16 protein-coding genes are annotated in these 20,816 nt (G+C 54.8%); 9 read left to right on the forward strand and 7 right to left on the reverse strand.

Annotated elements, in window-relative coordinates; all coding sequences use genetic code 11:
• Positions 1-140: 140 nt before the first annotated feature.
• Genes BUB55_RS10415 through queA form a run of 3 tightly spaced genes read left to right on the forward strand, consistent with a single transcriptional unit; the run spans position 141 to position 3,352 of the window.
• Entirely contained in the window at positions 141-1,319 is a 1,179-nt protein-coding gene (locus BUB55_RS10415; protein ID WP_083596979.1) for a BON domain-containing protein, read from the forward strand.
• A 21-nt stretch (positions 1,320-1,340) separates the two neighbouring features.
• On the forward strand, positions 1,341-2,309 hold the full coding sequence (locus BUB55_RS10420) for a helix-turn-helix transcriptional regulator (protein WP_073190901.1): 969 nt from the start codon (positions 1,341-1,343) through the stop codon (positions 2,307-2,309).
• Entirely contained in the window at positions 2,309-3,352 is a 1,044-nt protein-coding gene (gene queA / locus BUB55_RS10425) for a tRNA preQ1(34) S-adenosylmethionine ribosyltransferase-isomerase QueA (protein ID WP_073190904.1), read from the forward strand. The genes BUB55_RS10420 and queA overlap by 1 nt, the downstream gene beginning before the upstream one ends.
• 19 nt (positions 3,353-3,371) lie before the next feature.
• On the opposite strand, the gene BUB55_RS10430 is transcribed toward queA, so the two are convergent.
• Genes BUB55_RS10430 through BUB55_RS10440 form a run of 3 tightly spaced genes read right to left on the reverse strand, consistent with a single transcriptional unit; the run spans position 3,372 to position 6,803 of the window.
• Positions 3,372-4,823: a hypothetical protein gene (locus BUB55_RS10430; protein WP_073190906.1), complete on the reverse strand. Its 1,452-nt coding sequence runs from the start codon at positions 4,821-4,823 to the stop codon at positions 3,372-3,374.
• Between the two features lie 14 nt (positions 4,824-4,837).
• Positions 4,838-5,938 carry a protein kinase domain-containing protein gene (locus BUB55_RS10435; protein ID WP_073190909.1) on the reverse strand — a complete coding sequence of 367 codons (1,101 nt, stop codon included), beginning with the start codon at positions 5,936-5,938 and terminating at the stop codon, positions 4,838-4,840.
• A gap of 28 nt (positions 5,939-5,966) precedes the next feature.
• The gene (locus BUB55_RS10440) at positions 5,967-6,803 is read right to left on the reverse strand and encodes an LOG family protein (protein ID WP_073190911.1); all 837 of its coding nucleotides are present in this window, start codon (positions 6,801-6,803) and stop codon (positions 5,967-5,969) included.
• A 114-nt stretch (positions 6,804-6,917) separates the two neighbouring features.
• On the opposite strand from BUB55_RS10440, the gene BUB55_RS10445 reads away from it, so the two are divergent.
• Positions 6,918-7,130, forward strand: a complete 213-nt coding sequence (locus tag BUB55_RS10445) for a DUF6812 domain-containing protein (RefSeq protein ID WP_073190914.1) — start codon at positions 6,918-6,920, stop codon at positions 7,128-7,130.
• A gap of 91 nt (positions 7,131-7,221) precedes the next feature.
• Here the strand turns inward: BUB55_RS10445 and BUB55_RS10450 are convergent, their stop codons facing one another.
• Positions 7,222-7,914, reverse strand: a complete 693-nt coding sequence (locus tag BUB55_RS10450) for a hypothetical protein (RefSeq protein ID WP_143153011.1) — start codon at positions 7,912-7,914, stop codon at positions 7,222-7,224.
• 107 nt (positions 7,915-8,021) lie between these two features.
• Positions 8,022-10,595, reverse strand: coding sequence for a TIGR03960 family B12-binding radical SAM protein (locus BUB55_RS10455; RefSeq protein ID WP_073190919.1), 2,574 nt, complete (start codon positions 10,593-10,595; stop codon positions 8,022-8,024).
• Positions 10,596-11,481: 886 nt separating this feature from the next.
• Between BUB55_RS10455 and BUB55_RS10460 the strand changes: the two genes are divergently transcribed.
• From BUB55_RS10460 to truA, 4 genes are all read left to right on the forward strand, one after another.
• Entirely contained in the window at positions 11,482-12,861 is a 1,380-nt protein-coding gene (locus BUB55_RS10460; RefSeq protein WP_073190922.1) for a GGDEF domain-containing protein, read from the forward strand.
• Positions 12,862-12,877: 16 nt separating this feature from the next.
• Positions 12,878-15,463 (forward strand): efflux RND transporter permease subunit, encoded by a 2,586-nt coding sequence (locus BUB55_RS10465; RefSeq protein WP_073190925.1) that lies wholly within the window; start codon positions 12,878-12,880, stop codon positions 15,461-15,463.
• A gap of 296 nt (positions 15,464-15,759) precedes the next feature.
• Positions 15,760-16,692 carry a hypothetical protein gene (locus BUB55_RS10470; protein WP_073190928.1) on the forward strand — a complete coding sequence of 311 codons (933 nt, stop codon included), beginning with the start codon at positions 15,760-15,762 and terminating at the stop codon, positions 16,690-16,692.
• Positions 16,693-16,696: 4 nt separating this feature from the next.
• A complete protein-coding gene (gene truA / locus BUB55_RS10475; RefSeq protein WP_073190932.1) occupies positions 16,697-17,449 on the forward strand; it encodes a tRNA pseudouridine(38-40) synthase TruA in 753 nt (250 codons plus the stop codon).
• A 132-nt stretch (positions 17,450-17,581) separates the two neighbouring features.
• Here truA and BUB55_RS10480 read toward each other — a convergent pair whose 3' ends face one another.
• Positions 17,582-18,310 (reverse strand): pyridoxine 5'-phosphate synthase, encoded by a 729-nt coding sequence (locus tag BUB55_RS10480; RefSeq protein WP_073190936.1) that lies wholly within the window; start codon positions 18,308-18,310, stop codon positions 17,582-17,584.
• A gap of 13 nt (positions 18,311-18,323) precedes the next feature.
• Positions 18,324-19,421: a divergent polysaccharide deacetylase family protein gene (locus BUB55_RS10485; protein ID WP_073190944.1), complete on the reverse strand. Its 1,098-nt coding sequence runs from the start codon at positions 19,419-19,421 to the stop codon at positions 18,324-18,326.
• A gap of 30 nt (positions 19,422-19,451) precedes the next feature.
• Here BUB55_RS10485 and miaA point away from each other — a divergent pair, with 30 nt between their 5' ends.
• The gene (gene miaA / locus BUB55_RS10490) at positions 19,452-20,351 is read left to right on the forward strand and encodes a tRNA (adenosine(37)-N6)-dimethylallyltransferase MiaA (protein WP_073190938.1); all 900 of its coding nucleotides are present in this window, start codon (positions 19,452-19,454) and stop codon (positions 20,349-20,351) included.
• Positions 20,352-20,816: the final 465 nt, after the last annotated feature.

The following is a 20,816-nucleotide window of genomic DNA, read 5'->3' on the forward strand; positions in this document are numbered from 1 at the left end:
TAGTTACTAGTGAATTTTTAATGCAAGAAGCTTCTTGGGATTGATAATTCTAGTAACTATCAACTAGTAACTCAAAAATGCGCTCCCAGTTTCCACATAGGTTACATTCGCAACAGCTCTTTTGCAGGCGTTGCCGCAGGGTGACGACCCACGGGCTGTTTGCCAAGGAACCGTACTCGACGTACGGCGGTTTGGACGCGCACATACCGCTTCTATGCAGCTGCGACGAATGCGAGACGACTTTTGTCGCCTTTTCGCACGAGTTCTCCCTCGGTCGTCGCAATGTGGGGACGGAGTACGCCAAGATTTACGGCTACAACCGCGTGTCTCCCGGGAACTGGCTCTACTTCAAGGGCGCCGTCAAGCCGGGCGTGGTCATGAGTTGTTTCCAGACCGGCGACAAGGATGTTTTCCAGGTCAGCTATGACGGCAATGCCCCCGAGCAGATCGAATGCTCCAAGGTTGTCATTTCAAATGAGAATGCTCCCGAAGGCTACCGCCTGGTTCCCGCCCAAACGGCGCATGTGCTGATAGGCGACCATGTCTACCACACCTTGAGGGACCAGTTTGGAGTGGCCGTCGGCTTGGTGAGCGATGCGGGCAAGGACAAGCTCGCCATCCTCCTGGACGACAAGTCGCTTTTGTTCATCACTATTCCGCAGTCCATGCAGAACATCCCCAACGAAAAACTTTCGGAGGTGGTCCGCAGCAAGCTGTTCCAGCTCTTCCCCGAGGACTCCCGCCGGGTCTCTGTGACGGTGGGGCAGGGGATTGTTTACCTGGACGGCATTGTCAGGAGCCTGATGGTTAAGCGCGCCCTTTGCGCCTGCGTCAACAACATGCCGCGCGTCCGCGGCTGCGTGGACTTTATGCGCGTGCAAATGGAGACCTACATTTCGGATGAACGCATCAGGGAGGCCATTTTGCGCATGCTGGAATCGCTGACCGTCCGCGTGTTTGACTATTCGGTAGAGGTCGAGAACAGCAAGGCGAAAGTGCGGCTGTGCTGCACGGAGGAAAATTATCCCAAGGACTTGGAAAACCGCATCGCCAACATGACGGGCCTCCAGGACCTTTCGCTTGTCATCGAGACTGTGCCCGAGAGCTCCCTGCAAAATGTGAACATCTGCAAGGATATTGAACTCGTCTTTAATGTAAGTTCCCGCTTGTCGGGGGCGCACATTCGCGTGAGTTATTACAACAACAAGTATTTGCTAGAAGGGCATGTTGCCAATTCCTTCCAAAAGCAGTGGGCGTTCCTCAACGCCGTGAAAACGGTCAAGACGGCATCCATCGAAAATAGGTTGAGAATTTGTTAAGCAAAAAAAAGGAGATTTCTTATGGCTGGGTATGAGAAAATAAACACCGTGAAGGATTTGTTGAAAAGGGAGATGACCGTGTCCCAACTGGCGACCGCCATTGGCCGCGGCCCCCGCACGGTATTCCGCTATTTGGAACTGCTTCGTAGCGAAAACTGCGGACTTCACAGCCACAAGCGCAACGGTGAAACGGTGTGGGTCATCCAGACCGAAGAAAAGATGAACTTTAACCAGGGCGCTGTCAAGCAGCTTGAAAAAATCAAGAAGAACATGTCGGACGCGACTCCTGCCAATGTCAAGAACCGCAAGTTGCTCGACAAGCTAATCGAGGCTTTGCAGACGACGAATCCCGACGAGTTCAAACCCGAGGCCATCACCACGGACCGTGACCTGGTGCTGGACTATGGCCCGTTCAGCGACAACAAGATCCAGGACGTGATGGTCAACAAACTCCTTGACGCCATCCACAAAAAACTCAAGATCCGCGTGACCTACAGTCATGCCGGCGACAAAAAAGTGGAGACCATGGAACTGAGCCCAGTCAAGGTCATTATGCGAATCGATACTTTGTACCTGGTCGCGGCCGACGAGACCTATGCGCAAAAGAACGTGTTCAAAAATTACCTTGTAGAAAACATTTCCAATGTCACTTTGACGAACAAGCCTATAGAAGACAACTTGGTGTTTGACGCGGCGACGCATTACAAGTACACGTTTGGCAAGTACACGAAGTCAGACCCGGTGCAAAGTGTTTCACTCCTCATCAAGGATGGCTGGCTCAAGAACCAGTTCGAAAAGTCGCATTTCAATCCGCCGGTGGTGCTTCGCAGGGACAGCGGCAAGAGGGATGTGGTCGACATGAAAATCCGTGTCACGCCCGACTTTAAAACTTGGCTTTTGGGAATGTTGCCGCATGTGCAGATTCTCAAGCCGGAATCCCTCCGCGACGAAATGAAGAAGCTTCTTAAGGATACATTGGAAGAAATGTAATGGAACATTCGCTTTCGGATTACAACTTTGAATTTCCCAAGGAGTTAATCGCCTCCCGCACGGCGGGCAAGGGCAAGACGCACATTTTGTATTGCCCGCGCCATGGCGGCGAACGCCGTATTATGAAGGCCCCGGAGATTGTTGAACTCTTCCGTCCCGGCGATTGCCTTGTGGTAAATAATACCAAGGTGATTCCGGCACGCTTGTATGGCGAAACGCTGCACGGCGGCAAGGTCGAGACGCTTTTGGTGCAGGCGCTTATCCCTGCCGAGAACGGGAATGCTCGCTACGAGGCGCAGGTGCGCCCGGGTAAGGCGTTCCAAATTGGGCGCGTGCTCAACATTGCCGGTGTCGAGACGACGGTCGAAGACATCAGGGAAGACGGCGCCCGCGTGCTCCGCTTTGCGGTGACGCCAGTGGAGCTTGAGGCGGTGATGAACGCGCAGGGCCATGTGCCGCTCCCGCCCTACATTGACCGCCCCGATGACGAGGACGACAAAAAGGCTTACCAGACGATTTTCGCCAAGTACGCTGGGGCGGTGGCTGCGCCTACGGCGAGCCTCCACTTCAGCGAGCAGATGCTTGCCGATTTAAAGGCGAAGGGAGTCTCTGTCGCTGAAGTCACGCTTCACGTGGGCCCCGGCACCTTCCAGAACATTTCGGTCGAGGACTTCACTCAGCACAAGATGCACGGCGAACATTACGAACTCACCAAGGAGAACTCCGACATCATCAACAAGGCGAAGCGCGAAGGCGGACGCATTGTGACCGTGGGTACCACGAGTACCCGCGTGGTCGAGACCATCGCCGACGCTAACGGCTTTTTAAAGCCGCAAAAGGGCGTGACTCACGCGTTTTTCTACCCGGGTTACAAGTACAAGGTGATAGACGGACTGCTCACCAATTTCCACTGGCCCAAGAGCAGCCTCATATTGCTTGTGTCCGCATTCTACGGTCGCGAGAATACGCTTGACGCCTACAAGATGGCGGTCGAGAACCGCCTCAAGCTCTTTAGCTACGGCGACGGGATGCTTATTCTGTAACTCAGAATCCAGACGCGATTTATTTGATTCTGTCTAAAAGCCTTCTCGCCTGGACGGCGAGGATGTCTTTGTCGTTCAGTTCAATGACCTTGTTCAGGCGGGCCTTGCCTTCTTCCGGATTCATGTTCTTGAGAATACGGATTTCACCGATGTTGTACAGGGCGCGTCGGGCGAGGGTCGCGTTCCTCTCGTTGAGGAGCCCTTTTTCGAGGAACATCAGGGCGGTTTCGTGGAGGTTCTTGATTTTGGCGATGCCGCCCCATTCCAGCCACTGCGCACTGGAAATGTCAATGTAAAAGTCGGGGCTCACCATGCGTTCGGCATAGCTCTGGAGCGCTTCCTTGTCGGGCGGGGTCTCTTGCAAAAGCGCTGTCATGGCGCGCGTCAGCAGTTGCAGGGCGGCGTCCAGGTGGCCCTTCCTGAATTCGGAGAAACCTTCTTCGAACTGCTCGCGGGTGGCCGCTTTTTTGGCGGCTATGGAGTTCTTTGCCGATTGCTGTTTAAGGCGTGCCTCGATGGCTTCCTCGTTCTTTTCTTGCTCGCTCTTGGTGCGGTTGGGGATTTTCATGCCGCCGATGGTGCCGAGCCCAAAGAACATGAGCGAGGCGAGAGCGACCGCGCCGTAAATGCCGCTATAAATAAAGGCGTTGACTAAAATGTCGATGACGAGCCCGGCAATGGCCAGGTAGCGGATTTTTTCGGGAACGGCGTCCTTGGTGCGCCCGAAGGCGGTCCCGCCCAGCAAAAAGGCGATGGCGACGCTCCCGCCCATGAGGCGGTTCTCCCTGAAGTGGTCAAAGAAACTGGTCGTGGTCAGCAGGGTGACTACGTAGCCGCCGGCGACGTTCGCCAGTACAAATATGCCGCTGGTTAGGGCAGTACCCCAGCGCTCGCAGGTTTGCACAAAGGCGAACCCGCCAATAATGGCGAAAAGCAGGAAGGCGAGGACTCCGGGAAAAAGAAGCCAGCAGGTGGCAAGCCTCAGGTATTCTCCGTCCTTGGGGACAAAAGCCAAACTGTATCTAAGGTGCTTGTCGGTGTAGTTCTTGATCCATTTCCTCTGTTCGTTTTGGAATATCTTTTCGTTGGGATAAATGTTGTGGTCTTGGATGTACTGTTCCTTGCCGCCGCCAATTTCCCACCATTCGCGGAATTCCTTACGCATTTCGGCGATGCGGTCCTCCACAATAAAGGTGTGGTTCTGCTTGAGGTAGCGTTCGCGGAACTGATCGAATTCCTCTTGCCTCGTCTTTTCGTCGGCCTTCAAGCCGACTGCAATAAACTGGGCGGCGCCCTTTTCTTCCCACCAGGAATCGAACAGGCGCTCGATTGTCCTTTCGCGGCGTTCCTGCTGTGCCTTGGGGTGTATCGCGGTAATGACGTTGAACAGTCCCAGTCCAACGACCAGGACGAACAAGATGTAGTAGCTGGGCTTGAGGCGCCTAAAAAACCTTTTGACCTTCCTGTTCATAAAAGCTTCCCCGTCTATCTATTGCCGTATTCCCTTAGCTGGTTCCACAAAAAGTCGGTGTTCACGTCGCGGTAGCCCTGGGCGTTCACCTCTTCGCGCAGCTTGTGGGCGATGTCAAAGAGGTTCGGGCAGTTCTGCATGCGTTCAAAGCTGTCGAAAATGGTGAGGTTCTCAATCCATTGGGTGAGCTCGGGGAAGCGGGAGTCCTCAAAGCGGTTCTCGCGCCCGGTCTTGATGTAGTCCAGGTAGCGGTCCGTAATCCTGTAACCGTCTTCCGTAAAGATGTCCATCGCCTTGGGGAACAGCTTGTAGCCCGTGAGGTACTCGTGAACAATGATGCCAAAGCTGAAGTAGTCCACCGAGTACGAGAGGTTCTCTCCCATAATCGCCTGCTCCGGGGCGCTGTAGCAGGGCGTGAGCTGACCGCCGTATTCGTTGACGGTCTCGCGTAGCTTTGCCTGCGCATAGCCAAAATCGCAAATGAGGATCTTGTGGTTGTTCTTGTGCAGAGGGTTCTGGCACAAAAGCAGGTTCTTGGGCTTCAAGTCCTTGTGTATCACCTGGTAGTAGTGCAACTGGCTTATTGTGTTCGCAAGGTAGGCAATCTGGGCAACGCGGTGCAGTTTCTCGTCGTCGGTCAGGTCGGTTTTGAACATGCGGTCCAGCGAGCAACCTTTGATGAACTCTAGCTTGAGGTAGGGGTGTCTTCCGGCGAGCCCTCCACCCAGGCTCTGGACCACGCCCTCGATGTTTGTGGCGCGGATCAGGTTGTTGATGCGGATCTCATCCTGGAAGGCGCTCAAGAGCATGTTGAGGCGGTGGAGCCTGTTTTTGCCGGGAGCAGCCCAGAACTTGCATATCTTCACGACGATTTCGCGTTCGCCGTAGTGCTGTTCGTCGTTCGGGTGCTGGATCCAGAAGTTCGCACGGTACAGGTTGTTGGTTCCCTCGAGAGTCAGGGGTTCAATGAGTTCAATCCGCTCCATGGCGCCATTGTGCAAAAATTCTGGGTTCTGGTCAAACCACCGCTGGTATTCTTGCATAGAGTACTGAGGGCGAAGCGCAAGGTTGCGCGACACCCTGTCCAAGGTCTCTGCGAGTAAGTTTCTAATCATGGCGCCAAATTTAGCTAACTAGGTCGTTTTAGGCTTGCTTGAGATCGTTCTCCCAAGTCTTACGGCTCCAATCGTCACCCTGTTTTTCGAGAGTCTCGGTAATGAACTTGTAGGCGTCGTCCACGGTATCGCAGAACCGGAACAGCTTGAGGTCTTCCTTGTTGATCATGCCCGTCTCTACAAATAGGTTCCAGTTGATGAGCTTTTTCCAGAACTTGGAGTCGAACACCACCACGGGCATCTGCTGGGCGTACTTGTCGGTCTGGATAAGCGTGAGCATTTCGAACATCTCGTCCATGGTGCCAAAGCCGCCCGGGAAAATCACGAGGGCGCGCGCCTTGCGCAGGAACCAGTACTTGCGGATAAAGAAGTAACGGAACTGGAGGTTCAGCTCGTCGTCAATATAGGGGTTGAAATGCTGCTCGAACGGGAGCTTGATGTTGAGGCCGATGGAGGGCAGGCCCACGTCGGAGGCGCCCCGGTTGCCGGCTTCCATGATGCCCGGACCACCGCCGGTGATGACGGCGAAGCCGCTGTGCTTTTTGTTTGCCCACTTGCCCAGGCGGGCGCCCAGCTCGCGGGCGGCGTTGTACGAGTTGGCGACCTTCTCAAGGCGGGCGAGGCGGGCGAGTTCCTTTTTGTCTCTGCAACCCTTGCGGCGTTTTTTTATTTCGTCGGGAGGGAGGGTGCGCGCCGAGCCAAAGAAAACAAAGGTGTTCCTGATGTCTTCCTGCTCAAAGACGAGTCCGGGTTCAAAGAATTCGGAGAGAATGCGGAGCGGACGACCGGCGTCGCTCTCCATAAAAGCCTGGTTTTCGTATGCCATTTTCCCGGGGACGGGGCTGATTTTCTTTTTGGAAGCCATGGTAGTATCCTTATGTTCTAATTATTTACTTAATATATGCTTCAAATTACGAAATAGTGTTAAAAAAAAGCGAATGTCGTTCTTATTTGGAATAAAAAACTTTATATTTAAAACATGCTAGTAAAGATATGGACCGACAGTTTTATTATTACAGGTGAAATCGACACCCTCCGTGACGAACGTCTTACCGACTACATCCGCGAAAACAAGGACTTTATCGCCGTCACCCAGGTGAAGGTGAGCGACCGTGCCGAAAAGGACTTGTTCCGCACGCATTTTCTCAATGTGAGCACCTGCCACATCGAAATTATTTTACCTGCAGAGTAAAAGACCGCTAGCTCTAAAATTGGGTAGAAAAAGAGTCTACAAAAAAACCGCTCCAAGAGGAGCGGCTTTAAATTTTATGTTCTGTAACGGATTACAGGAAGAACCAGCTGATGAAGCAGCCAGTCTTGAGACCGAAGTCCAAGCGGCTGTAGTCCACCGTGGCGCCACCCTGATCTTCGCTCGAGAAGAGGTAGTTGATGGAGAGGCCGACCTTGCCCGTCAGGTAGAGGTTGTCGGCCAAGTTGGCGCGGAAGCCCGGCAAGATGTTGATGTCGATCTGGCTGTTGTCTTCGCCCCAGTGATTGAACAGGAACTCGCCGCCGATGGAAATCGGGAGCAACTTCTGGGTGATAAAGTAGTCGAAGCCCACACCAATCTGGATCTGGGTGTAATCGTCTTCCTGGTCCGCTTCAACACCGTTGGCTTCGGCGGTGGTTTCGCCGTGGCTGTACAGAGCAAAGATCAAGCTCAGTTCCATATCGGGTGAGATTTTATATGTCAGGTAGAACTTCTGGAGGCCGGCATTGTCAATGGCGTCGACGAGGTCCAACTGGAGCCCGAGAGTCCCTTCGCCTGCGTTAACGGCGGCGGACTTCTTCTTCTTTTTCTTTTCCTTTTTAGGAGCAGGAGCTTCGTCTTCTTCCTCTTCGTCTTCTTCGACTGCCGGAGCCTTCTTCACTTCTTCGGTGGTTTCTTCTTCTTCGTATTCGTCTTCGTCGTCCTGGGCAAAGCCGTAACCGCACAGGGCGAGGGAGGTCACGACAGCAAGAAACATTTTCTTCATAGGTATAACTCCTTAGTGTTAGTTTGCGCTTTAATATAAATCCTTAAAGGCGAAATGAAAACCCAAAATGTAATTTTTTGGGTAAAAAAAGTTTAATTTGTCTTTTTTTACCAAATAATTGCGGTTTTTGCCACCAAGAAGCGTCTGGAGACTTCGTCGAGCTTGGTCGGGTCGATGGTAATCCCGAGGAGCCCTGCGTATATCACGAAGGGGCTTATCGTGGTCCCCTGGTTGTTGCACTTGACCTTGATGACGAGGGTTTTCCCCTGGATGTCGATTTCCATCACGTGCTCGTTCAGGTCGAATTCCTGGCCGCGGTGGTTCACGACGGTGGGGAGTGTCTTGGCGTTGAACCGCTCCATCAGGTCGGCGGGCACGCTCTCGGGGGTGTAGCTGTACACCATCGCCGTGGGGAAGTGCATGCTCAGGCGTTCCTTGAGAGGTTCGATGTCCACGATTTCCATGCCGCGCGGGAATGGCGCCGAGAGGCTCTCGATGAGCTTTGGTTTGTTCTCGGTCGAGAGGTCGAGCTCGCGCAGCAGTTCCACGCTAATGATTTCGCAGTAGGTCTCCATGCCAAGCGGGAGAGCGCCCATGTTCACAATGCGCGGTTTTGGGCTAAAGCCCTCGCTGAACTTGATGGGGATGCCTGCGCAGAGGAAAGTGCGCTCGAAAAAGCCCAGCATGTTCTGGTGCGGCAAAAAGCGGCTGATGCCGGTCTTTTTGAAGGTGATTTTGTAGCGGAAGGCTTCCGTCTTTTTGGGGCGGCGCTCGGCGACCAGCTTTTTGATTTCTTCGGGGGTGCGGCTCGGCGCCTTGTGGCGCACGGGGTTGTCGGCGAGCTTGATCTCGGCTCCAAAGCCGGGGATGCCGCACTTTTGGCAGTCGCCCCACTTGCAGTTGGGCACGGGTGCCGAGTTCGGGTCAAACGCCTTTTCCCATTCGCGGCGCAGGTACTGCTTGGTGGTCCCCGCGTGGATAAAGTCCCAAGGAAACACTTCGCTTGCCTCGCGGGTGCGGTACACCCAGTCGGTTTCGTAGCCTGTCTCCTGCCAAACCTGCAGCCATTTTTCAAAGTCAAAACGGTAGGTGTCGCTCTCGAAAATGATGCCCTTCTTGTAGGCGGCGTAAATCACAGGGGCGAGGCTTCGGTCGCCGCGGCTGTAGATGGCCTCGAGGAAGCTCGTCTCCCAGCTGGCCCAGTTGATTTTCACGTTCGGGTGGCGGAAGAACTTTTCGCGCACGTACTTGATGTGCTGGAGCGCCGTGTCCTTGTCCATGAACGGCGCCCACTGCAGCCCGGTAAAAGACTTGGGTATCAAGATGCCGATGGAGACCGCGATCTGGATTCCCTTGTTGTGCTTGCGGCCGATTTTCACCAGGTTCTGGATGAGGTTACAGAACGCCTCCATGTCTTGCTCGTTCTCGGTGGGGAAGCCGATCATGGTGTAGAGCTTGATCTTGTTGAACCCGCTGCTGAAGGCGTGCTCGGCGGCGTCGTACATGTCCTGGTCGCTAATGGTCTTGTTGATCATTTTGCGGATGCGCTCCGAACCGGTTTCGGGGGCGAAGGTGGCACTGCGTCCCCCCTTCAGGGCTGCCACTTTTTCGGCAAGACTTTGGCCAAAACTGTTCACGCGGATGCTCGGCAGGCTCACATCCACGTTGTCGTAGAACGGGTCGTCAATGATGGAGTCGGTGAGGGCTTCCACGGGCTTGTAGTCGGCGGTCGAGAGGCTCAAAAGCCCGAGCTCGCGTTCACCGGTCGCCTTGAGTCCCGCCTTGGCGATGTCCAGCACGTCGTCGGGGTCCAGTTCGCGGCACGGGCGGTACCAAATGCCCGCCTGGCAAAAACGGCAGCCCTGGGCGCACCCGCGCATCACCTCGACGCTAAAGCGGTTGTGCACCAGCCTCATGTTCGCGATCAGGTTCCGCACCGGGTAGTCCTTGGGGTCCATCACGGGGATAAACTGGCGGCGCACGCCGTTCGTGTTCTGGTAGGTTCCCTTGGCGGGCTCCGCCGGTACCAGAACCCCAAATTCGTTCTTTACAACCGTGCGCAGGCTGGGGACGTATACGCCGTCAATTTTAGACAAGTTAAGCAAAATCTGGGCGCGGGGGAGGTGCGCCTTGCGGCCTTCGCCCACGCAACGAATAAATTCGACAATCAGTTTTTCGCCGTCGCCGATCATGAAGGCGTCAAAAAAGTCGGCGACGGGTTCGGGGTTCGCCATTGAGGGGCCGCCGGCGACCACGATGGGGTCCTCTTCCTTGCGGTCGCGGCTCCACACGGGGATTCTCGCCAGGTCCAGTACGTAGGGCACGTTCGTGAAGTTGAGCTCGGTCTGCAGCGTCATGCCTACTACTTCGTAGTCGCGCACCGCCGTGTAGCTTGCGTGCGTGTACAGCGGGATGTCGTACTTTTGCATTTCTCGCGCCATGTCATCCCACGGGGCAAAACTCACTTCGCAAAGCAGGTCGGGCTCGCGGTTGATCACGTGGTACAAAATGCGGATGCCGTTGTTGCTCATGCCAATCTCGTAGGTGTCCGGGAACACGAACGCCATGCGGGCGAGCATTTTGCTGTGGTCCTTCACCACGCTGTTGGCTTCGCCGCCCATGTACCGGGCGGGGTTTTCGACGGCAGGAAGCGCCAAGGCGATTTTTTCGAGAATGGTCATAAACCCCAATTTAGAAAAAAAAACGCCCGGTACGCCGTGAGCCACAAAGCCCCTTGCCTAAAGCAAGGGGCGGTGGCGAGAGCACGGCTCCATTCAAGAATTTTAGACCCGTGACAAGAGCCGTGCGGTCTCGTGTGAGGCGGGGTTTTCGACGGCAGGAAGCGCCAAGGCGATTTTTTCGAGAATGGTCATAAACCCCAATTTAGAAAAAAAACCGCCCGGTACGCCGTGAGCCACAAAGCCCCTTGCCTAAAGCAAGGGGCGGTGGCGAGAGCACGGCTCCATTCAAGAATTTTAGACCCGTGACAAGAGCCGTGCGGTCTCGTGTGAGGCGGGGTTTTCGACGGCAGGAAGCGCCAAGGCGATTTTTTCGAGAATGGTCATAAACCCCAATTTAGAAAAAATCCGCCCGGTACGCCGTGAGCCACAAAGCCCCTTGCCTAAAGCAAGGGGCGGTGGCGAGAGCACGGCTCCATTCAAGAATTTTAGACCCGTGACAAGAGCCGTGCGGTCTCGTGTGAGGCGGGGTTTTCGACGGCAGGAAGCGCCAAGGCGATTTTTTCGAGAATGGTCATAAACCCCAATTTAGAAAAAATCCGCCCGGTACGCCGTGAGCCACAAAGCCCCTTGCCTAAAGCAAGGGGCGGTGGCGAGAGCACGGCTCCATTCAAGAATTTTAGGCCCGCGACAAGAGCCGTGCGGTCTCGTGAGAGGCGGGGTTTTCGACGGCAGGAAGCGCCAAGGCGATTTTTTCGAGAATGGTCATAAACCCCAATTTAGAAAAGAATCCGCCCGGTACGCGGCGTTATTGTTTTTGAGGACGTTACTTGTGCATTTTGTCGGTATCCCATTGACATCGTCCAAAAATTTTGTGTAAATTTATGGTATGAGCTTCCTATCTTATTTCTTATTCCTTGTCCTTTTTGCCGGTGGTGTCGTCGGGTCGTATTTTATCCCCGAATCAAACATCCCGCTCTATGGCAAGTTTGTCTTTGTGGGCGCCTGGGGCGCCGTGGTATGGTTCATCTACTTTATCTCTTGCAAGCGAAAGTTCCAGGAAGCCGAAGAAAATTACGTGGAATCCCTGAATGAGGCCAAACAGTCCGCCCCCAAGACGGAATACATCCCTGTGGTCCCGACTGTGGGCGACGAAGAGACTAAGGCGGATTCCCCCGTCCCCGTCAAGAATCCGTTCGAGAGCATTTTGCCGCCGGGCGCCATGCCCGCCAAGGAAGTGTTCGAGAAACTGGACGCGGCGGCACGCCCCGTTTTCCCGCTGGAGCCGTGGAACGCCTTTTGCAAGGAAATCCTCAAGAATCGCCCGTTCCCCGAGGTGGTGGGCGCCCTCGAAAAGGCTTTGCCGCTTTTGTTCCCCAATGCCGCCGGCATCCTCTACATGTATGGCGATGTGCAGTCGGAACTCCGTAAAATATTCTCGTTTGGCGACTTCGTGGTGAGCGACGACGTGATTATGCCCGCTGAGTGCGCGAGCTTCAACAAGGGCGACATCGTAATAACCGACTTTGCCTCGGGCAAGTCCGATGGCGGTTGCACCCACCTGCACCACCACCCGCAGGGGATTGCCTTCTGCGCCCCCATCGAGGGGCTAGAAGAGCATTTTGGCATCTTGACCATCCAGGTCGACAAGATACCCGAGGGCGAGACCCTGGAATTCTGGAAGGCGAAGGTGAGCATCGTAGCTGCCACGTTTGGTCTCTATGTGGCGAACCAGAACTTGAATTTGCGTTTCCAGCAACACAGCATTCGGGACGGGCTCACGGGTCTTTTCAACAAGCGCTACATGGAAGAATCCCTCACGCGCGAGATTTCTGCCGCCGCCCGTCACGGGACCCCGATCGGCATCATCATGCTTTGCCCGGACGCCGTCCAAGAGATTCAAAAGACCCGCGGAAGGCATGCCGTGGAGCAGATGCTCTGGGAGCTGGGGCAACGTCTCCCGAACTTCATCCGCACCGAGGACATCCCGTGCCGTTACGAAGGGGACGTGTTCTGCATTATCTTGCCGGGCGCCGACTACAAGATTACGCGCGACCGTGCCGAAAAGATTCGTTACGAGATTTCCCAGTTGCAGGTCAGCTATGGCGACATCATTTTGGCGACGACGCTCAGCTTGGGCGTTTCTGTGCTGCCGGTGCACGCCGTCGATGCCGAAACGCTGATATATGCGGCCCATGCCTCAATGCAAATGGCTGAGACCAATGGCGGCAACCGCGTGGTCCTGGCCGACGCCCTGCAAAAACAGTGACATTAGGAAATAGCAAATGAACCAAAGTAAAATAGAGCGCTTTGCCGCGCATTATGTGAATTTTGTTGAACGGAACAAGTGGAAATCGTTCCTGGTAATCATAGCCATCCTTGTTTTGAGCCTGATTCCCACGGTGCTGAAGTTGCAAATCCACACGGACTTGGCGACGCTTTTGCCCGAGGGGACTCCCAGCGTAATCGCCCTTGAGGAATCGTATCAGCGCTTTGGCAGCACTGACCGCTTTATGATCGCCATCCAGGCGAAGGACCCGTACCTGGTCGCTCGCCTGCAGGACAGCATCCAGGAATACATCAACGCGAACTGGCAAGACGACATCATCAGCAAGCCGCAGGTGAAAAACGACAATGCCTTCTTTACCAAGAACGCCCTGATTTATTTGCCCATCGAGCATCTGGAACGTATCCGCGACAACCTCGAAGACATCCAGCTCGAAATTGGCCGCAAAAACGGACCGCTGGTTGTGGACCTCCTGGCTGCGAGCGACAGTTCTTCTGCCGACTCCGCCGCGCCCGCCAAAAAGGAACGCGTGTGGTTCGACGCCAACCTGCCGCAGGCCCTTGGCCTCCCCGACGAGGCCGCCGATGCCTTTGAGTCGTTCTTCAAAAAGAAGGATGAAAACGGGGCCGAGACCGCCAAGGACGAGGGCCCCAAGCGCAATTTGCCTAAGGAACTCAAGACTCGCCTGATTGGCGAGGACAAGCACGACTCCACTCTCTTCAACGGCGTAGTGCAGTGCAAGCTGGTCCGTCCATCCACCGACGTGGACTTTGTGAAGCACATTATTTCGCGTTCCGACACCCTGATTGAAAAATTCAGCAGCGTCGATTACGGCCAGCCGGTACTCATCACCATGGAAGGTTCCTACGAGGGACTGAACGAGGTAAACGACATCATGAGCGACAGCACCATCTCGATGGTCATTGCCGTGGTGCTCATTTTCTTGATTGTTGCCTTCTTCTTCCGCAGCGCCGTCAAGGCTCCGCTTTTGATGCTTGCCCAGGTGCTTTTGGCCTGCTCGCTCACCATGTGCTTTACCACGCTCTATTACGGTGCCTTGAACCCGTTCACGGTGCTGGTGACAAGCATTATCCTCGGTATGGGTGTGGACTATTCGATTCACTTTATGGGAACGTGCCAGCGCTTCTACACGGCCTGTGGCGACTTGAAGCTTGCCATGGAACAAAGTGTTGCCCGTTTGCTCCGCCCCATGGCGCTTGCCGCTCTCACCACCATTGCTGGGCTCCTCTCGCTCTTGATTGCCAAGTTTGTCGGGTTCTACGAGTTCGGCGTCATCTCGGCGGTGGGCATATTCTTCAGTTTTGCCACGGCCATCTTCGCCATGCCGGTGTTCATCTTTGTGGCAGGTGGGCTCCCGCCGCGCCCGCGCAACTCGTTCTTCCCCAAGTCTTGGGACGACGACAAGGTGATGCGTTTCTTTAGGCGCGCCGCCATTGCCGGAGGCATTTTCTCCATTGTGATGCTGTGCTTTACGCCTTACCTGGAATTCGAGTACAACTTCAAGAACCTGCGCCGCCCGCCCAAGGAGAACGTGCAGGAGACGAGGAAGTCCATCAGTACGGGTAACGCCCTTGCTAGTAACCGCAAGAGTTCCACGCCGGCGGCTGTGATGGCGACCCGCGCCGAACTTCTGGATTCCCTGTACGACACGCTCATGGTGCGCATGCACGTGGAGCACGATTCCACGCTCCGCAGCTTCCTCACGCTCAAAACGTTTATGCCTTCGCAAAAGGACCAACAAGAGCGTATGGAGGTGATTGACGAAATCAAGGAACTTGCCGAGGCCCGCGTGTTTGACCGTGCTACGGGCGACGACAGCGTAAACATCGCGACGCTCCGCAAACTGGCTGAGGAGGTGGCTCCGTTCACGGTCGATTCCCTGCCCGAGTGGGCGGTGGACCTGCTCAAAGAAAAGGACGGCAGCGTCGGCAAGATTGGCTTTATTTACGGTCGCTACAACAGTTCCGACGCCCGCGAGGCGGGCGAGTGGCAAGATCGTTATGGCCATTGGGAATTCGGCGGCGAAAAACTGAAGGTGTTCAGCAGCCAATTCATCTTGGCCGACGTGGTGCGCGCCGTGAAGTACGATTCCATGCGCATGGCTTTTGTGGTGATTCTCGTGATTATCGCCATCCTGGCGCTCTCGTTGCGCAAGCTGAAGCTGGTGCTTATCTCGGCGGGTTCGCTCCTCATAGGTCTTTTGTGGAGTGCCGGCTTGTTGGGCGTTTTGAACGTGACCATAGGTCTTGGGCACATCGGCATTTACAACGTGGTGGTGATCCCCGCGGTGCTGGGCCTTGCCATCGACTCGACCATCCATCTGCTGGTGGGTTGGTCCCAGGACCCGTCCATGACGCCGCGCATGCTTGTCGACAACATTGGCCGCTTGGTGATGGCGAGTTCCGTTACCACGGCGGCGGGTTTTGCCGGGGCTTTGGGTGTTGAGCACAAGGGGCTTCGCACCATTGGCGAACTGGCCTCGACCTCCATTTTGGCGTTCCTGGTGGCATCCCTGATATTCACCATCTTCTTCGCCATAGTCTTCCTCAAAAAGAAGAATTGACGAAAAACCGCCAAAAAAGGCTATAAAACGGAAAAACCCCTCGGCTTTTAGGCTGAGGGATTTTTTTTGGGGGTTAGGAGGAGAACAAAGAGTTCTTGACCATAAGATACCATTTTGAGAAGGCAAAAACATCCTTTTTTGCATTCCGACCGTTGAAAGTGTTGAGAACTTCTCAATGGGAACAACGGCTTTCGGGAACATTTTTCCCGTTTTTTTGAGAAAAAGAGGCTTGTGAAAAACTTTCCGCGGGGCGCCTTTGGGCCCTGGGCGGAATTATTTTCTACATTGTGGCTTGTATGAAGAAAATTCTCGCTCCCATTGTTTTATTCGTGTTGGCTGCTGGGGTGGTTGCGTATTTGCTCATGGATTTTTCCAGGACGGGATCGTCCTTTGACGCCGAAGCCTATTTGCAGGCACGTGCCAAGATTGATTCGCTAGAGATCCTCCTGTGGGAATCTGCCGACAAGCCCGATGCCCAGCTGGCCATTCGTACCGAACTGGAAACGTCTTGGGAGAATTTGAACGCCATGCGTTCCGCCCCCGGTGCAGGTGAACCGGGCGAAGACGGAAAGTCGTTGGGCGGATTCTCGAACGATACGGTTTTGTGGATTGCCGGTGGCGTCGCCGCCGTCGCCTTCTGTGTGATTTTGTTGATGGCGTTGAGCCACCGCAAAAAGGTGCTCACGCAAAAGCTGGAAGCCCTCAAGGCGGAGCAGCGCTTCAAGGAGCCCAAGAACGGTTTCGAGAACGACCCGACGCTCATGGCGCCGCGTCCGCGCCCGCAAAAGCGCTCCATTTTGGACGAAGTCGTGGGTGAGCCCACGGTGACTGAAAAGCCCAAGGTGGTCTTTGAGGACGAGAACGGCGTTCCCGAGAATAAAATCTTGTCGGAGGACCTCGACGCCAAGCCGACATTGCGCCCCACAGCAAAGGAACGCATCACCAGCGCCATGCAGTCGCTTTCCGACGTGCTCCGTTCCCCGCGCGGTGTCGCCCGCGACAGGACCATGAAGATCCGCGCCCAGAGCCACAACACTACGGGTGACGCCAGCATCCAGGGCAGTTCCCCCATGAAGACGAACCGCTTTGACCGCGAGTTCACCGAGAAGACCAAGATATTGCAAATGTCCCGCCGCGGTTTCCCCGCTTCGGCCATCGCGACCAACTTGAAGATCCCGCAAGAACAGGTGGAAGCCATTATCCGCGAAGCCCAGGAGATGGGCGGCTAGTTTTATGCGTTACCGCTTCCGCTGCGAATATCTGGGCAGCGCCTTTTACGGATGGCAGGTCCAGAACGAGGCGGGCAAGACCAAGTTCATCACAGTCCAGTCTGCGCTCGAGGAAGCTTTCTCGATAGCGCTCCGTACGCCCATTCGGCTTACGGGTTCGGGCCGTACCGATACGGGGGTGCACGCCCGCGGCCAGTGCGTACACTTTGACTACGACGGCGAGTTGGACCCGTTAAAGACGGTGCATTCCATTAACGGCCTCACCAAGAGGCTCATCCGCATTCGCGATTTGGAACGTTGTGCCGACGATTTTAACGCCCGCTACGATGCGGTGCAGCGCTATTACCAGTACACCATCTTCACGCGCCCGGTCGCGCTCATGCGCGAGTACGGCTGGGAGTGCGGTTCTCTGCACCTGGATCTCGACGCCATGGAGCGCGAAGCTGCTTCGTTTTTGGGCGAGCACGACTTTATCGATTTTTGCATCCCCAGGAACGACGGCAAGTCGACGCTCTGTACTTTGTACGAATTCCGCCTAGAACGTGTAAACGAATGGACTTGCGTTTTCCACATCAAGGGGAACCGCTTTTTGCACCGCCAAGTACGCGCGATGGTCGGGACCTTGTTCGATGTAGGCCGAGGGCGATTCCCCGAGGGAACGGTAAATCAAATATTCGAAAAAAAATTTAAGGGTGAACGCACATGGGCGCCGCCACAAGGACTTGTACTTCACGACGTGAAGTATGAGGATTATTGATCAATGTGTAGTGATTGATGTGAAGTGTGGAATGTCTTAAACGATACATGGTGCTTTAGCACCTTAGTAGAGTTATCCTCTATGAGGAAATCTCACATCACACATTACACTTTTCACATTGCCGTCGCCGCGTTAGCGGCGAATGGCCTCTAACATTTCTTTTACGGCTTTTTCCATGCCCACAAACACGGCGCGGCTCACAATGCTGTGGCCCACGTTGATTTCTTCGATGCCCTCGATTGCGGCGATGGCGCCCACGTTACGGTAGTTGAGGCCGTGGCCGGCGAGCACGCGGAGCCCGTACTTGCGGGCGAGAACCGTCATGTCCTCGATGGCCGAGACTTCGCGGTCCACTTCCTGGATGCTGCCGAGGTCGCAGGCGGCGGCGTACTTGCCGGTGTTGAATTCCACAAAGTCGGCGCCAATTTTCTTGGCCGCCTTCACCTGTTCGGTCTCGGGCTCAATAAATACGCATACGGCAATGTCGTTGCTCTTGAGAGTCATTACGAATTTGGCGAGTTCGTCAATCTTGGCGGTGACGTTCAGCCCGCCCTCGGTGGTGATTTCTTGGCGGTTCTCGGATACGAGCGTCACCAGGTCGGGTTGCACGTTCGTCGCGAACTGGAGCATCTCTGCCGTCGGGGCGATTTTCAGGTTGAGCTTGGTGGTCACCGTGCCGCGAAGCAGGCGGATGTCGCGGTCCTGGATGTGTCGCTTGTCTTCGCGCAGGTGGGCCGTAATGCCGTGGCAACCGGCGAGTTCTGCAATGAGGGCCGCCGTGACCGGGTCCGGTTCCCTGATTTTGCGGGCTTCACGGATGGTGGCGATGTGATCGACATTGACTCCAAGTTTTGCGCTCATTACGGTCTCCTTGTTAATACGCCATAAAGGTAGATAAATTTATGATGGTGGTGCCTTGCTTGGCCGTTTTATCCTTAATCGATTTGACTTTAGCCACGCTTTCGGTGCTGAGGGGGACTACAATGGCCGCCATCCCGCTTTTGGAGGCGGCGCGGAGCCTGCGCGTAACGTAGTCGTCCAGCGTGCTGTTCGAGGGGTTGTACGGCGAAATTTGCTTGCATTTAATGCCAAAGTCCTCGCAGGTTTCCTGCGTTCTCGACTTTTGGTTCGTCGAGAGGTCGGCAAACCAAAGTCCCTGTTCCTTGGCGGGGGCGAACGTCGCCTGCAAAAGCTGCTTGTGCTCCACCGCCTGCTCGGCAAAGCGCGTGGCGATCCCCTTCGCGCTCGGTACCAGCGCCTTCGCCTCGGTAATGATGTTCTCGATTTGCTGCTGCGTGTGGTGGATGCGGATGGGGCGCAGCTTGTTGTGGCGGGAGTCCAAGCTCTGGGATTCCATCAACAGCCACAGCACCAGTTCCTTGTTCTTAATGCGGTCCAAGTCGGGGAAGAACCCATCGCCCATCCCGAACGGGGTGATCATCAGGTCGTAGGGAAAGTCGAGACTGTTCAACGCGACGATCAGTTCCGGTGTGAGTCGGGTCACTTGGAAGGCAATCGCGAGGTACGAGGCATTGTCGCGGAACACGTTCTCCGAAACCTGCAGGGTGATGTTCAGCGTGTCGCCGTCCGGGGTTAGGGCGTCAAGCTTGGCGGCCTGGGTTCCCACGTCGTCGTGGATTTCTTCCATGTAGAGCACCTTGCCACCGTTCGCCTTCAAAAAACGCTGCGCCTGCAACAGGTAATAAATGATCGTACGTCCCTTGCCCAAGGTCCAAAAGTCGCGTTTCTTCCTTTTAGAGTAGCTGGATTGGATGACTTCGAGCTGGTTTTTGAATCTGTCAACGAACGGGGTGGTGTCCTGGACGGCCGCGGAGTCGGCGACCATCTCGGGTTCGGCGTCCTTGTGCTGCAGCAGGCGCGCCCCGAGGTCGGTCTGTTGCAATACGTAGGCTGCCGTCGCCAATATCGCGAGAACGATAAATATGGCAAGAATGTGTTTCACTTTATTCATCTGGCTCAAATATAGCTACATTAACGGCGTATGCCTATCGTGATTGCACTTGTGGGAGCCACTGGAATCGGTAAGTCGAGCTTGGCGCTGGAACTTGCCGAAAAATTCCATGCCCAAATCGTCAGCGTGGATTCCCGTCAGGTGTACAGGGGCTTTGCCATCGGAACGGCACAGCCCGCGCCGGCGGAGCTTGCCAAGGTGCGTCATCACCTGGTGAATTTCCTCGACCCCATGCAAACCTACTCTGCGGGCGATTTCTGCCAGGATGTCAATAGGCTCCTGCAAAGCAGTCCGCGGCAAAAATACATCTTGGTGGGGGGAACCGGCCTGTACTTGCAATCGCTCATGCTGGGTCTCCCTAAGATTCCCAAAATAGCCCCCGCAGTCCGCGAAAACTTGGAACGCGATGCTTTGGGTTCGGGTTTGATTAATTTGTTCAAAATGGCGAAAGAGGCGGATCCCGAGGCCATGGCGAATGTCGATTCAAACAACGTGCAGCGTATTGTGCGCGTGCTCGAGGTGTGGCAGGGCACAGGCCGCAAACTCTCGGAATGGCAAAAAGAGCGCGAGGGCGGCATAGGCAAACTCCCCGTGTTTTGGCTGAACCGCTCGCGCGAAAACCTCTACGTCCGTATCGATGCACGTGTGGACCAAATGATGGCGGACGGCTGGATGGACGAAGTCCACAGTTTGGCTCAAACCGTGCCGCTTGCAGCGCCTGCCTGGCAGAGCCTGGGCTACCGTGAACTTCTTGCGGCAAAAACAGATCGCGATGTTGATGCCGTATTGGACGGAGTAAAGCGCAAAACGCGCAACTACGCCAAACGCCAGCTCACCTGGTTCCGTTGGCAGGTAGAATCCACCGAGGTCGATTTGGATTTGAATTCGAATCCTGCGGAGACTATCGCAAAGCAAATTCAATCTGCTTAATGCAACAAACTCATTAGGTTATGGATAGATTAAAATAATATGGATGTGGCTTATTCCACTATGCAAAAAAATATTTGCTGCATTTGCGAAGTAAATACAAAGTAATTTAGGATAAATTAACCTTGCGAAATATTTAATTTGTGTGTAAATGGAGATGCCTTCGGGTGGTTTTTATACCATTTTTTGTTCGGGGTTCCCTTTTGTAAACCTTTGTAAGTCAATAATATAGAAGGGCCTGTTGAAAATTCATGTGAATAGAGTGTTTATAGTGTGTGCCGAGGCTGGGTATGTCTAGTTTTTATGCGGTTTTTAGCAAAAAAATGAAAAAATATGAAAAAAAATCTACTTGACCCCTTGCAAAAGTTTCGTTAAATTCTATAATTGGCACCACTCCCGAGACGAGCGGTCCACAAGACCCCGGATCGAAGGGGACGGAGGCCCGAGAGGCCGCCGGGCAGTTTGAAG

Origin of the sequence: Fibrobacter sp. UWP2, from assembly GCF_900141705.1 — a bacterium.
Lineage (GTDB): Bacteria > Fibrobacterota > Fibrobacteria > Fibrobacterales > Fibrobacteraceae > Fibrobacter.

What these genes read in the sequence shown, in the direction of transcription:
- BUB55_RS10450 (WP_143153011.1), bottom strand. Translation starts at nt 7,914, where the DNA reads ATGAAGAAAATGTTTCTTGCTGTCGTGACCTCCCTCGCCCTGTGCGGT.
- queA (WP_073190904.1), top strand. Translation starts at nt 2,309, where the DNA reads ATGGAACATTCGCTTTCGGATTACAACTTTGAATTTCCCAAGGAGTTA.
- BUB55_RS10480 (WP_073190936.1), bottom strand. Translation starts at nt 18,310, where the DNA reads ATGAGCGCAAAACTTGGAGTCAATGTCGATCACATCGCCACCATCCGT.
- BUB55_RS10470 (WP_073190928.1), top strand. Translation starts at nt 15,760, where the DNA reads ATGAAGAAAATTCTCGCTCCCATTGTTTTATTCGTGTTGGCTGCTGGG.
- BUB55_RS10435 (WP_073190909.1), bottom strand. Translation starts at nt 5,938, where the DNA reads ATGATTAGAAACTTACTCGCAGAGACCTTGGACAGGGTGTCGCGCAAC.
- BUB55_RS10455 (WP_073190919.1), bottom strand. Translation starts at nt 10,595, where the DNA reads ATGACCATTCTCGAAAAAATCGCCTTGGCGCTTCCTGCCGTCGAAAAC.
- truA (WP_073190932.1), top strand. Translation starts at nt 16,697, where the DNA reads ATGCGTTACCGCTTCCGCTGCGAATATCTGGGCAGCGCCTTTTACGGA.
- BUB55_RS10460 (WP_073190922.1), top strand. Translation starts at nt 11,482, where the DNA reads ATGAGCTTCCTATCTTATTTCTTATTCCTTGTCCTTTTTGCCGGTGGT.
- BUB55_RS10430 (WP_073190906.1), bottom strand. Translation starts at nt 4,823, where the DNA reads ATGAACAGGAAGGTCAAAAGGTTTTTTAGGCGCCTCAAGCCCAGCTAC.
- BUB55_RS10465 (WP_073190925.1), top strand. Translation starts at nt 12,878, where the DNA reads ATGAACCAAAGTAAAATAGAGCGCTTTGCCGCGCATTATGTGAATTTT.
- BUB55_RS10440 (WP_073190911.1), bottom strand. Translation starts at nt 6,803, where the DNA reads ATGGCTTCCAAAAAGAAAATCAGCCCCGTCCCCGGGAAAATGGCATAC.
- miaA (WP_073190938.1), top strand. Translation starts at nt 19,452, where the DNA reads ATGCCTATCGTGATTGCACTTGTGGGAGCCACTGGAATCGGTAAGTCG.
- BUB55_RS10445 (WP_073190914.1), top strand. Translation starts at nt 6,918, where the DNA reads ATGCTAGTAAAGATATGGACCGACAGTTTTATTATTACAGGTGAAATC.
- BUB55_RS10420 (WP_073190901.1), top strand. Translation starts at nt 1,341, where the DNA reads ATGGCTGGGTATGAGAAAATAAACACCGTGAAGGATTTGTTGAAAAGG.
- BUB55_RS10485 (WP_073190944.1), bottom strand. Translation starts at nt 19,421, where the DNA reads ATGAATAAAGTGAAACACATTCTTGCCATATTTATCGTTCTCGCGATA.